Genomic DNA, 12,943 nt, shown 5'->3' with positions numbered 1-12,943 from the left:
ATGTTTGCGGTATTTAAAAATTTGAAAGGTGATAAAGCCATCTGGGGTATAGTAGCTCTTTTGGCCCTTTTCTCATTTTTGCCTGTTTACAGTGCTAGTACCAATCTAGTTTATGTGAATGATGATGGGACCACTATGGGGCACTTGGTCAAGCATGCTGTACTGTTGTTTTTAGGGTTTGGGATTATCTATGGTATTCACCGCATACCAACCCATTATTTTAAAGGACTATCTATAATTGCTTTACCCATTGTCCTGATTCTTTTGGCATATACACTTACTGTAGAAACCAGAATAGGTGGTGTGACAGCAAATAGATGGATAAAAATTCCTTTTGTAGGGATGAATTTTCAAACGTCAACCTTGGCATCCGTTGTTTTAATGATTTGGATTGCCAGGTATTTAACGAAGATAAAGGACATTAAAATCACATTTAAAGAAAGCATATTACCATTGTGGTTGCCAACTGCTCTGGTTGTTTTGTTGATTTTACCTGAGAACTTTTCAACCGCCATTATCATTTGTTTTTTGGTATTGATTCTCAGCTTTTTAGGGGGATATCCCTTAAAATATTTGTTTGCAATAGTGGGAACGGGAATAGTACTATCTGGAATGTTTTTGTTTGTACTGTTTAAAACTCCAGAGATATTGCCGCAAAGAGCGGGAACCTGGAAGTCTAGAATAGAAACTTTTTGGAGCCCAGAAAAAGCAGGTAAAGATGATTTGCATCAGCTGACTTTGGCAAAAATTGCCATTGCAGAAGGTGGTGTTCTAGGAAAGGGAGCAGGGAAAAGTGTAATAAAAAACATGCTTTCGCAAAGCACATCAGATTTCATTTTTGCAATAATCATAGAAGAATATGGTCTGCTGGGAGGAGGGGCGTTACTGTTTTTCTATTTGTTGCTGTTGTTTCGGATCGTAGTGGTCGCAAATTCAGCCAAGACAGTTTTTTCCAAACTGCTTGTTATTGGTGTGGGTTTGCCCATTGTTTTTCAAGCATTCATCAATATGGCTGTGGTGGTACAATTGTTTCCGGTAACAGGTCAGCCTTTGCCATTGATCAGTATGGGGGGGACATCTATTTGGATGACCTGCATGGCAATTGGAATTATACTTAGCGCTAGCAATAGAAAAGAGAATTTAGAGGAGGAATCCTATGACATAGATGAAAGTAATCCTTTAGAAATATTAAGTGGGCAATTATAGGTTCATACTTTCTGGAGGAGGTACTGGCGGACATATTTATCCGGCGATAGCCATAGCCAATGAACTAAAAAGGAGGCATCCAGAAGCTGAATTTTTGTTTGTTGGAGCAAAGGATAAAATGGAAATGGAAAAAGTGCCACAAGCGGGATACAAAATAGAAGGTTTGTGGATAAGTGGATTGCAACGGAAACTGACATTGAAAAATTTAATGTTTCCATTAAAACTAATGAGTAGTTTGTTTAGAGCACGGCAAATAACAAAACAGTTTAAACCCAATGTGGCCATTGGTACGGGAGGATTTGCTAGCGGGCCATTGATCAAGATGGCTGCCAGTGCTAAAATTCCCTGTGTTCTACAGGAACAAAACTCCTACGCTGGAATCACAAACAAACTATTGGCGCGCAAGGCCAAAAGTATCTGTGTTGCTTATGACGGAATGGAACAATTCTTTCCAAAAGAAAAAATTACTAAGACGGGTAATCCTGTACGTTCAGATTTAGTGAATCTGAAGGTTGATAAGAAAGAGGCTGCCCAGTTTTTTGAATTGGATGCAAACAAGAAAACCATATTGATTATAGGAGGCAGTTTGGGTGCTAGAAGAGTTAATCAATTGATTGAAAAGGAGCTTAGTTTTTTTAAAAAGCAGCAAGTGCAATTGCTATGGCAATGTGGCAAACTTTATTTTGAAGAGTACAAAAAGTATAATTCGGATTCTGTGAAGGTGCTTGCTTTTTTAAATAGAATGGATTATGCGTACTCCGCAGCGGATATTGTCATTTCCAGAGCAGGAGCGGGTTCTGTATCAGAATTATGTTTGGTGGGCAAACCAGTACTTTTCATTCCATCACCTAATGTTGCAGAAGACCACCAGACTAAAAATGCAAAAGCACTGGTTGCAGAAGATGCTGCGCTTATGCTTAAAGAAAGTGAATTGGATACGAAGTTTCAGCAAACTTTTGTCGATCTGATGGGTTCAGATGATGCCCAAAATACGTTAAGTGCTAACATTAAAAAGTTGGCTATGCCAAAGGCAACAGAGCATATAGTTGATGAAATTGAAAAATTATTAAAATGAATTTAAAGGACATACATAACGTCTTCTTTATTGGTATCGGAGGTATTGGTATGTCTGCTTTGGCGCGCTATTTTAAATATATAGATAAGAACGTTGCGGGTTATGACAAGACAATGACCCCAATAACGGACGAACTTGTCAACTATGGTATTTCAGTTCATTTTGAAGATGAAATAAATCAAATTCCGGAATCTTGTAAACAAAAAGAAAATACACTGGTTATATATACACCAGCTGTCCCTTCAACACATGCTCAATTACAATTTTTTAGAAACAACGGTTTTGAAATAAAAAAACGTTCCGAAGTATTGGGTATTATTACCAGAGATACTTTTTGCTTTGCTGTTGCTGGTACGCACGGAAAAACTACTACCTCTTGTATTTTGGCACATTTGCTAAAAGAAACCAATACGCCGTTAACGGCCTTTTTAGGAGGTATTTCAGAGGACTTTAATAGCAATTTTGTATTAGAAGGAACGGAATACTCCGTTGTGGAAGCGGATGAGTTTGATAGGTCTTTTTTACAACTTTCTCCGGATGTGGCTTGTATTACTTCTATGGACGCCGACCATTTGGACATCTATGGAACCAATGAAGAATTACAACAATCCTTTAAGGATTTTGTCCAAAAAATAAAGCCTAACGGGATGCTTTTTGTTCGGAATGGACTTCCGTTGAAAGGTGTCACCTATGGAATTGAGGATGGATCGGATTATTGTATTGAAAATATTTTAATTGAACATGGCACCTACATATTTGATTTGATTACGCCAACAGAGGTATTGAAGCGCGTTCGTTTTAATAAACCTGGCAGGCACAATTTGCTTAATGGATTAGCTGCTTTTGGAATGGCAGTGCAAGCTGGTTCCCCGCCGCACCGCCTTGCTAAAGCATTGGGAACCTTTAAAGGGGTACAGAGAAGGTTTTCTTACCAGATAAAGGATTCAGATTTTGCTTTTATTGATGATTACGCGCATCACCCCACAGAGATTACCGCTGTTTATGAAGCTATAAAAGAAATGCATCCAAATGAGGAAATAACTGCGGTTTTTCAGCCTCATTTGTTTTCAAGAACAAAGGATTTTGCTGACGACTTCGCAAAAAGTTTATCAAAATTTGATGTGATTTTGCTTTTGGAAATTTATCCGGCAAGAGAAGAACCTATTAAAGGAATTACTTCAGCATGGCTGTTGGATAAAATTGATAACCCAAAGAAAAAGTTGGTTTCAAGATCAAACCTGATTGACGAAATAAAGAATTGTAAAACGGGAGTTTTGGTTACAATGGGAGCAGGTGATATAGGACTGGAAATACCAAAAATAAAAAAGGAATTAGCGTATGCAAGTTAATTGGAATTACATAAAATTGACGTTTTTGTCGGTGGCCATAATTGGACTTTATGGTTTTGCGGACCACCGAAGCAAGGAAAAAAGAGTGGGTGATTTATCCATTAAATTTCTGGGAGACAATAACTTATACCTCACAGAGGCCTCAGTTAATAAATTGTTAATACAAAATTATGGCTCGGTAAAAAATAGGGCTAAAGAAGAATTAGTTTTGAATACCATAGAGGATATTATACTGTCCAATGATATGGTGAAAAACGCCCAAGTCTATCTTACTGTAAATGGAGAACTTATATCTAAGATTGTTCAGCGTAAACCAATTGGAAGAGTGGAGGGAATCTCTAAATTTTATTTGGATGATTTAGGAAGACGTATGCCTTTATCGGAGCATCATTCGGCTAGAGTTCCGATAATTACAGGGAAAATCACGGGTAAAAGCCTTGAGGATGCCTATACAATTTTAAATTATATCAACGAGGACGATTTTCTTAGAAAAAATGTTATCGGTATACATGTTGAGGAAGAAGGTAAGTACCAATTAAAGTTTCGTTTAGAAAACTTTGTAGTGAATTTGGGAGGCGTGGAAAACCTCAATGAGAAGTTCAAAAATTTTATGGCATTTTATGCAAAAGCTGCCAAAGACAAATCTTTGGAGAAATATGCAATAGTAAGTTTAGAATTCAATAATCAAGTGGTTTGCACCAAAATATAAAGTATGGAACAAGGTAATTATTCAGTTGGTTTGGATATTGGAACTACCAAAATCGTTGCGATAATTGGTAAGGAAAATGAGTATGGAAAAATAGAGATTTTAGGAACAGGTAAGTCAAAGAGCTTAGGTGTTCATAGGGGAGTGGTCAACAACATTACCCAGACCATTTCATCTATTCAACAAGCTGTGGAACAAGCGGAGGTGGATTCTGGACTAAAAATTGGTTCTGTGGTGGTTGGTATTGCTGGACAACATATTAGAAGTCTTCAGCATAGCGATTACATTACAAGACCAAATTCAGAAGAAGTAATCGATGATGATGATTTGGAAAAACTCTGTAATCAGGTTTACAAATTGGTCATGCTTCCAGGTGAAGAGATCATACATGTTTTGCCACAGGAATACCGGGTGGATGGGCAGCCAGAAATAAAAGAACCCAAAGGAATGTATGGTGGTCGTTTAGAAGCCAATTTCCATGTGGTGGTCGGTCAAGTTTCATCCATTAAAAATATTGGTAGATGTATAAAGAGTGCCGGGCTGGATTTGGCAAACATCACTTTGGAACCGTTGGCATCAGCAGAAGCGGTGTTAAGTCAAGAAGAGAAAGAAGCAGGGGTTGCATTGATTGATATAGGTGGTGGAACAACAGACCTTGCTATTTTCAAAGATGGGATTATTCGTCACACCTCTGTAATACCTTTTGGAGGAAACGTAATTACAGAAGATATAAAAGAAGGTTGCTCAATTATAGAGAAGCAAGCTGAATTACTGAAGATAAAATTTGGTTCTGCCTGGCCTGGCGAAAATAAAGATAATGAGATTGTTTCTATTCCAGGACTAAGAGGTAGGGAGCCTAAAGAAATCACCTTGAAAAATCTATCCAAAATTATCCATGCTAGAGTTGTGGAGATTATAGAACAGGTGTATGTTGAAATAAAGAATTACGGGCACGAAGAGCAGAAGAAGAAACTGATTGCTGGTATTGTATTAACAGGAGGAGGAAGCCAGTTGAAGCATTTGAAGCAGTTGGTTGAATATATCACAGGAATGGATACACGTATTGGGTATCCTAATGAGCATTTGGCTGGAGATTCAGAAGAAGAAATTGCAAGCCCGTTATACGCAACTGCTGTAGGACTTTTAATGAATGCTTTGGAAACGACATCCATGAACACCGTTCTGGAAGAAGAAATGCAAGAAGATGAACAGGTTTTGGTAGGTCAAGAGCATGTGCCAAGCAGCAAATCGGCAAATATGTCGATGAAAGAAAGAAAATCCATTTTTGACAAGTGGTCTGAAAAGCTAAAGGACTTTTTGGACAACGCGGAGTAATAACCCTAGAGAGCATACCCTAATAAGTAACAATAAACTATCATGAGTAAAAGCACCGAATTTGATAACATAGGTTTTGATCTTCCCAAGAACAAAAGCAACGTAATAAAAGTAATTGGCGTAGGTGGTGGAGGTAGCAATGCCATCAATCACATGTTCCAGGCTGGTATCAATGGAGTGGATTTTGTAATCTGCAATACAGATGCCCAAGCTTTACAAAATAGTACAGTTCCAAATAAGATTCAATTGGGCGTATCCTTAACAGAAGGACTTGGCGCTGGTGCCAATCCAGATGTTGGTGAGCAAGCAGCATTGGAGAGCATGGAAGATTTAAAGACATTGCTGGAGCATACCACAAAGATGGTTTTTATTACCGCTGGTATGGGTGGTGGTACAGGAACAGGTGCCGCTCCAATTATTGCCAAAGTGGCTAGAGAGATGGATGTTCTTACAGTGGGTATTGTTACCATACCTTTTCAGTTTGAAGGGGCTATGCGTAACAAACAGGCGCAAGCCGGTATTGAAAAATTGCGTTCTAACGTAGATTCGTTAATTGTAATCAACAATAACAAATTACGAGAAGTTTATGGCAATCTTGGTTTCAAGGCAGGCTTTTCAAAGGCAGATGAAGTTTTGGCAACCGCAGCAAAGGGAATTGCGGAGGTAATTACACATCACTATACACAGAATATTGACCTTAGGGATGCTAAAACAGTGCTTTCCAATAGTGGCACCGCTATAATGGGCTCATCTACAGCCTCTGGTTCTGCTAGGGCAGGGGAAGCCATAATGAAAGCATTGGATTCACCGTTATTGAACGATAACAAAATAAATGGAGCCAAAAACGTATTGTTACTTATTGTTTCTGGTTCACAAGAAATCACCATTGATGAAATAGGGGAAATCAATGACTATATCCAGATTGAAGCGGGACACGGCGCAAACATTATTATGGGTGTTGGAGAAGATGAAAACTTGGGAGACGCCATTGCGGTAACTGTTATAGCCACGGGATTTAACATTGATCAGCAAGATGATATTGTAAATACAGAAACCAAAAAGGTTTTTTATACCCTTGAAGATGAGCAAATTGCAGAGCAGGAGCTAACTCCTGATACTACTACAATTCAAGAAATTAAAATTGAAGCACCAATGGAGATGGAACCAGTGATAGTTAAACATACGCTGGAAATGGAAGAGGAGGAAAAAGTGGAAGAAGTACAGCCAAAAGCAGAAGAAATAGAGCTTATTCCAACAACAAATTACATCCGAAACTTTAATGTTTTCTATGAGGAAGTCGTTCCTGAAAGTGTTGAAGAAGACTTTGTAATTATAGAGGCAAAGAGCATACTTAATGATATTGAGGTAATTGATCCAGAAGTTATTTCGGCAAAGGCTGCGGAAGATCAATTTGCATTGACTTTTGATATGCCATTAAACAGGACTGAAGAAACAGAGGTAGAAGAAGAAAAGGAACATACCATTACATTCAATTTAGATGATGGCTTAAAAGATATTGATGTAAATGAATATGTAGAGGTAAAGCCAGTGCTGGAGTATAAAAAAGAAGGAGAGACCCGTTACAATTTAGAAGAGTACATGGAGTTGGAAACCCAATTGACAGGTGCTAGATCTGTGGCGGAAACCCATGAGCCCAAATTGGTTGAAGATGAATTGGTGTTTGAGAAAAAGACCATAAAAACAGAAGCTTCTACAGGTGGGGAAAATGCTTCGGGAAATGTAGATCCTTTTAATAGTTCCATAAATGATCTATTAAAAGACCGTGCAGACGAACGTAGAAAAAAATTAAAGAATTTCAATTACAAATTCCAGAACAATAGGAATAGTATAGATGAGATTGAAAAGCAGCCTGCTTATAAGAGACAGGGTGTGGATTTAGATGATACTCCCCAAGAGCAAAAGGTCTCTAGGACAACACTGAGCGAGGATAGTAATGACGATTTACAATTACGTTCCAACAACTCTTTTTTGCATGATAATGTTGATTAGTAGTGTTTAAATTGAAATCCATTTTAGATGGAAAGCATAAACCCGTTGGTTAAGAGACTTTCGGGTTTATTTTTTTATCTTCGCTCCCCAAAATAGAGATAAAATGAGTTTGCAAGATCAGGTAATGATAGAGATGAAAACAGCAATGAAAGCAAAAGATACTGTTGCATTGGAATCATTGCGAGCGATTAAATCTGCAATTTTGTTGGCCAACACCGATAAAGGTAGTGGAGGAGAACTTTCTGAAGAAGATGAAATAAAACTTGTTCAAAAACTGGTAAAACAACGTAAGGACAGTGCTGCAATTTTTACGGAACAAGGAAGAGAAGATTTGGCAGCTCCTGAGTTGGCACAAGTGGCCATAATTGAAAAGTTTTTACCAGAACAACTAACAGAAGAAGAAATAGAAAAAGTGGTGGTCATGACCATTGATTCCATAAGCGCATCAGGTATGCAAGATATGGGAAAGGTTATGGGGATTGTTTCCAAAGAATTGGCTGGACAAGCAGATGGAAAAGCCATTTCGAGCATTGTTAAGGCAAAATTAAGCTCATAAAATAGGGCCACGTAGCTCAGCTGAATAGAGCACTGGATTTCGGCTCCAGCGGTCGTAGGTTTGAATCCTACCGTGGTCACAAAAAGCTCTTATTTGATTCTAAAAAGTCTGAAGATCTATGATTTTCAGACTTTTTTGTTTAAGAGTTTCCAAGTTTCAAACTCAGTTTTGAGTGTATTGTTGGTTAAAGGGTAAAGCCCAATCACAGATGCACCTTCACCAACTTTCTCAATTACAAATTCTTCATACAAAGTCATTTCTAAGCATTCGTCCGCTACATCAGCAGCCAGATGTTGAGGTATGACCATAACACCATCATTATCACCAACCATAAAGTCTCCTGGAAAAACCGCCACATCTCCACAACCGATAGGTTCGTTAATGGCAATAGCTTGGTGCAATGTAAGATTGGTAGGTGCCGAAGGTCTATTATGATATGTTGGAAAGTCCAAATCCGCTATTTCAGCGGAATCCCGAAATCCGCCATCGGTGACCAATCCTGAGACACCGCGTTTCATCAATCGAGTGGCTAATATTGAACCTGCGGAAGCGGCTCGAGCGTCTTTTCTGCTATCAATGACAAGCACAGCCCCTTTTGGGCATTTTTCAACAGCTACTCGTTGTAAATGTTTTGGGTCTTTGAATACCGTTATAGGGTTTAAGTCTTCCCGAGCGGGAATATATCTTAAGGTAAAGGCTTCACCTACCATGGTTGGTTTTCCTTTTTTGAGAGGACTTACATCTTGGATAAACTGATTTTTCAGTCCCTTTTTAAAAAGGCAAGTTGCAATCGTCGCCGTACTTACCTGTTTTAGTTTTTCTTTTATGGAGATTGAATTGTCATTCATTTTATTCAATTATAATTATTCTGCATTTTTCCAAGTTTCCTTCAGAAAGGTCAAGTCTTTTTTCATTTGATGAAAGACCTCTTTTTGGGCGATGGTTATCTTGGAGGCTCCATGCTCCGCTCCCCCCAAATCATATTCCAAATGCAGCGAAATCGGTACATTGATTTGATATTTTTTAAGAAGTGAAAAATAGCGGTCAAAATCAACCATCCCTTTTCCCAATGGAGTGTTTATGGGTTTCCATTTACCATTTTCTTTTCCCCATTTAAAGTCTTTGATGACTATGGATTTTATAAATGTATTGATATGTCTTAAACCAAGCTCCCAACTGCTTCCGCCTTCAACGACCGCATGTCGAATATCATATTGGATACCAAAATGTTCGTTATTGGTTGCCTTTAAAATAGGAGGAAGGTCCCAGATAGGCGCTCCTACGTGATTACCCGCGTGATTTTGATAGCAACCAATCAGTCCCAGGTCACTATTTTGTGCTTCTAATTTCTTGGCTTGTTGCCCATATAATGCCTGACTTTCAGCAATGCTTTGGTCTTCGGGGTACTTTAACCAACCCGTTCGATAATGTGTGAAACCAGACTTACTTGCAGTTTCTAAAACGGTACGCTGTCCTAAATTGTTGGCATCCCAGATATTTGTGGTCATCATACTTGGGTTGATTCCGAATTTTTTCATCGCCTCCACCGCTTTGGGCAAATCATCAACTGCTTTTTCAGGTAGCACATGCCCTTTTGGTCTAACCGTCAAATCCAAACTATCAAAACCAATTTCTGCCGCAGCTTCCGACATCTCATTGTAATCAAGAAATTGTAAATGTTTGGAGAACAAATTTACTCTGATATCATCTTTCTGATTTGGGAACGTATTTAATAGCGTATTGCTAAAGCCCATAATTGGAATACTTCCTAATGCAGTGGTCGACAATTTTGTAAAGTTTCTTCTCGAAATACCTTTTTCATCTTTTTTCATAATCAAATGCTGATTTGTGTTTTGTCCATAGAATTTGTGTTAAAAATTTGGAAGTCTTGCAAATATATGTATTTTTGGTCAACCAATCTGGTTAACCAATTATTGATATTCAGTATTCTTTAAATAATAATGTGGCTTTATTTTGATTCTTAGCAGCCTCATTTCTACCTTGAAGAAGTAATTGGATGTTGAAAAGCTAAACTGGATATTGTAACAACTTTAATTGTACCATATAAAAGAAATATCATGAGCTTTCAAATAACTAAATCAACTTTTGGCTGTTATTCATTAATGGCGAGTGCTGTCTTGCTACTGAGTAGTTGCAGAAATATTGACAAAAGGCAAAGCTTGGCAAAGCAGATTGAGAAATCAGCAATGGTGATGAATGCAAACGACATCATACCCTTTTTCCAACATTGGAATTTAATTTTGGGCGATGGTTCCAACGTGGGTCAGGCGACACACTTTGAGAATAAGAATTTCTTTTATGCCACAGGTGACGACAAGGCGGATTGGGTAGTATTTAAATCACCTAATGCTGGCAATACACATGGGACTTCAAACAATACCAGAACCGAACTTGCTCAATTAAAAAAGTGGTTGCCAAAAACTGAAGCCAATATGAAGGCAACCCTTAAAGTAATGAATGTGGCCACTACTGGGGATTCCCGTGTTGCAGCAACGTATTCTGTTGTTGTTGGTCAGATTCATAGTGCGGATGGTCATGAAAATGAACCATTAAAAATATTTTACAAAAAATTTCCAGGTCATACTAAAGGCTCTGTTTTTTGGAATTATGAAATCAATACAGCAGGGGATGATAATTCTAAACGATGGGATTATTCATATCCTATTTGGGGCTATAACTTCTCCATGGTTGGAATAGATGAAAACACGCATCCTCCGGAGCCAGAAGATGGAATAGCTTTGGGTGAAGAGTTCAGCTATGAAGTGGAAATTAAGGGTGGCATCATGAACCTAACGTTCACCAGTGAAGGGCATGAGACTAAAACATTCACTAAGAACTTGATAACTTCCGAGTATTCGAAACGGGAGGACATCCCTCAACAGGTTCAAAATTTGTTTGTGCCCATAGGGCAAGATGGTATAGAACGTAAAAATGCATACGCTAATGAAGGACTCTTTTTTAAGCTGGGGTGTTATAATCAAACAAACGGAAAAGACCCTAAGGTAAATAAGGTATGGTGTTCCGGAGCGGAAACCTATGGTGGCGATTTGCAAAAACAATATGAAAGCGAAAATTACGCTGAAGTCTGGTTTAAATCCGCAAGTATCACTATTCCGGAAGATGCCATATCCAATGCGGGGTATTTTGAAGCAAATGATGGCCTAAGTGCAAAATCGGTATACCCCAGTGAGGTAATTCCTTTTATGGACAAGTTTAAAATTCTGATGGGGGATGGAACGCATGTGGAAGACCTTATCGATTTCGAACACAAGGATTTTTTCTACACTGCAATTGATGGTACCCGGAGATGGGTGGTCTACAAAACACCAAATTCAGGTGTTACCTCAAAAAACTCCAGTAATACAAGAACCGAGTTGCATGAAAAAAGAGAATGGACACCTGAAGAAGGAGGTAATCTGACAGGTACATGCAAGGTTATGCAGGTCTCTGTTTCAGGTGATGCAACGGTTGCAGCTTCTTACTCTGTGGTTGTTGGGCAAATTCATGGTGGTGAAGGCCATGAAAATGAACCCCTAAAAATATTTTACAAAAAATTCCCTGGCCATACAAAAGGCTCCGTCTTTTGGAATTATGAGATAAACACAGCAGGTGACGATAATTCTAAAAGATGGGATTTCTCAAGCGCGGTATGGGGTCATGATATGTCCGTTATTGGAAAAGATAAAAATGACTATCCAGAGGAGCCATCGGATGGTATTGAATTGGGAGAAGAGTTTAGCTACGAGGTAAATGTATATGAAGGCATCATGTATCTGACTTTCAAAAGTGATAACCACGAAACAAAAACATTTACAAAAAATCTTATTGTATCGGATTATGTCAATCCATCCGATCTTCCAGAACAGGTGAAGCGACTCTTTGTGCCTATTGGGCAAGATGGAACAGAACGGGCAACTGCCTATAAAGGTGAGTTAGGTTATTTCAAACAAGGAGCTTATAACCAAACCAATGGAAAAGATCCTCAAACCAACAGGGTTTGGTGCGCTGGGGCGGAGACCTATGGAGGTGATATTGCCAAACAATATGAGAATGGTTGTTATACGGAAGTATGGTTTAGAGAAGGAACCGTGGGTCCTGGCATTCCACCAAACTAAATCGAAATAACACAATTGAGAGAATTACATTTTGAATTTTATAAGAACACTATTATATGAAAACATTCGGAGCAAGTAAAGAATTCATAAAAGGAGAAGACCTTGACTGGGAGGTCGTGGGCGAAGGCCTAAAACGTAAAATTATGGGCTATGACGATAAGATTATGTTGGTAAAGGTTCATTTTGAAGTAGGGGCCGTTGGTCAAATGCACGAACATTACCATTCTCAGGTAACCTACATTGAAAGTGGAAGTTTTGATGTCACTATAGATGGTAATACACAAACCTTGAAAGGTGGCGATTCTTTCTACATCCCTCCACACGCCATGCACGGAGCAATCTGTAAAAAAAGCGGAGTTTTAATAGATGTATTTAGCCCAATACGGGAAGACTTTATGCTAAACCGATAAAAAAAGGCATCTATAAATCAATTCTTGATGTTTTACTAAGCTTGAATTGAATAATACCTTAAAATTTTAACATTTTAATCTTAAATAGGTTTTTTTTTAACCTTTATATAACATATATTTGGTAAACCAATTTGGTTGACCAGTTTGGAATACCAATTAA

General features: G+C 38.4%; 11 protein-coding genes and 1 tRNA gene. 10 read left to right on the top strand and 2 right to left on the bottom strand.

Going from position 1 to position 12,943, the window contains the following annotated elements; all coding sequences use genetic code 11:
- The 8 genes from SJY44_RS16335 (at position 1) to SJY44_RS16300 (ending at position 8,316) form a co-directional block, all read left to right on the top strand.
- Positions 1–1,206, top strand: a complete 1,206-nt coding sequence (locus tag SJY44_RS16335; RefSeq protein ID WP_298930271.1) for an FtsW/RodA/SpoVE family cell cycle protein — start codon at positions 1–3, stop codon at positions 1,204–1,206.
- Complete coding sequence (murG, locus tag SJY44_RS16330) at positions 1,193–2,281, top strand: undecaprenyldiphospho-muramoylpentapeptide beta-N-acetylglucosaminyltransferase (RefSeq protein WP_396590526.1); 1,089 nt, start codon at positions 1,193–1,195, stop codon at positions 2,279–2,281. Before SJY44_RS16335 ends, murG begins: the two co-directional genes overlap by 14 nt.
- Positions 2,278–3,630: a UDP-N-acetylmuramate--L-alanine ligase gene (gene murC / locus SJY44_RS16325; protein WP_396590525.1), complete on the top strand. Its 1,353-nt coding sequence runs from the start codon at positions 2,278–2,280 to the stop codon at positions 3,628–3,630. The genes murG and murC overlap by 4 nt, the downstream gene beginning before the upstream one ends.
- On the top strand, positions 3,620–4,339 hold the full coding sequence (locus SJY44_RS16320) for a cell division protein FtsQ/DivIB (RefSeq protein WP_396590524.1): 720 nt from the start codon (positions 3,620–3,622) through the stop codon (positions 4,337–4,339). The genes murC and SJY44_RS16320 overlap by 11 nt, the downstream gene beginning before the upstream one ends.
- 3 nt (positions 4,340–4,342) lie before the next feature.
- Positions 4,343–5,671, top strand: a complete 1,329-nt coding sequence (ftsA, locus tag SJY44_RS16315; protein WP_298930259.1) for a cell division protein FtsA — start codon at positions 4,343–4,345, stop codon at positions 5,669–5,671.
- A gap of 42 nt (positions 5,672–5,713) precedes the next feature.
- Positions 5,714–7,681, top strand: coding sequence for a cell division protein FtsZ (gene ftsZ, locus SJY44_RS16310; protein ID WP_396590523.1), 1,968 nt, complete (start codon positions 5,714–5,716; stop codon positions 7,679–7,681).
- Between the two features lie 103 nt (positions 7,682–7,784).
- Complete coding sequence (locus SJY44_RS16305) at positions 7,785–8,237, top strand: GatB/YqeY domain-containing protein (protein WP_396590522.1); 453 nt, start codon at positions 7,785–7,787, stop codon at positions 8,235–8,237.
- 5 nt (positions 8,238–8,242) lie between these two features.
- A tRNA-Arg gene (locus tag SJY44_RS16300) sits at positions 8,243–8,316 on the top strand.
- Positions 8,317–8,362: 46 nt separating this feature from the next.
- On the opposite strand, the gene SJY44_RS16295 is transcribed toward SJY44_RS16300, so the two are convergent.
- Together SJY44_RS16295 and SJY44_RS16290 are read right to left on the bottom strand one after the other, a co-directional pair.
- On the bottom strand, positions 8,363–9,085 hold the full coding sequence (locus tag SJY44_RS16295) for a ribonuclease activity regulator RraA (protein WP_396590521.1): 723 nt from the start codon (positions 9,083–9,085) through the stop codon (positions 8,363–8,365).
- A gap of 15 nt (positions 9,086–9,100) precedes the next feature.
- On the bottom strand, positions 9,101–10,069 hold the full coding sequence (locus SJY44_RS16290) for a sugar phosphate isomerase/epimerase family protein (protein ID WP_396590520.1): 969 nt from the start codon (positions 10,067–10,069) through the stop codon (positions 9,101–9,103).
- A 246-nt stretch (positions 10,070–10,315) separates the two neighbouring features.
- On the opposite strand from SJY44_RS16290, the gene SJY44_RS16285 reads away from it, so the two are divergent.
- Together SJY44_RS16285 and SJY44_RS16280 are read left to right on the top strand one after the other, a co-directional pair.
- Positions 10,316–12,373 carry a polysaccharide lyase family 7 protein gene (locus SJY44_RS16285; protein WP_396590519.1) on the top strand — a complete coding sequence of 686 codons (2,058 nt, stop codon included), beginning with the start codon at positions 10,316–10,318 and terminating at the stop codon, positions 12,371–12,373.
- Between the two features lie 56 nt (positions 12,374–12,429).
- Complete coding sequence (locus SJY44_RS16280; RefSeq protein ID WP_298930244.1) at positions 12,430–12,783, top strand: cupin domain-containing protein; 354 nt, start codon at positions 12,430–12,432, stop codon at positions 12,781–12,783.
- Positions 12,784–12,943 lie beyond the last annotated feature (160 nt).

Source organism: Allomuricauda sp. R78024, from assembly GCF_044596045.1.
Lineage (GTDB): Bacteria > Bacteroidota > Bacteroidia > Flavobacteriales > Flavobacteriaceae > Flagellimonas.
This window is presented reverse-complemented; position numbering and strand designations above follow the sequence as displayed.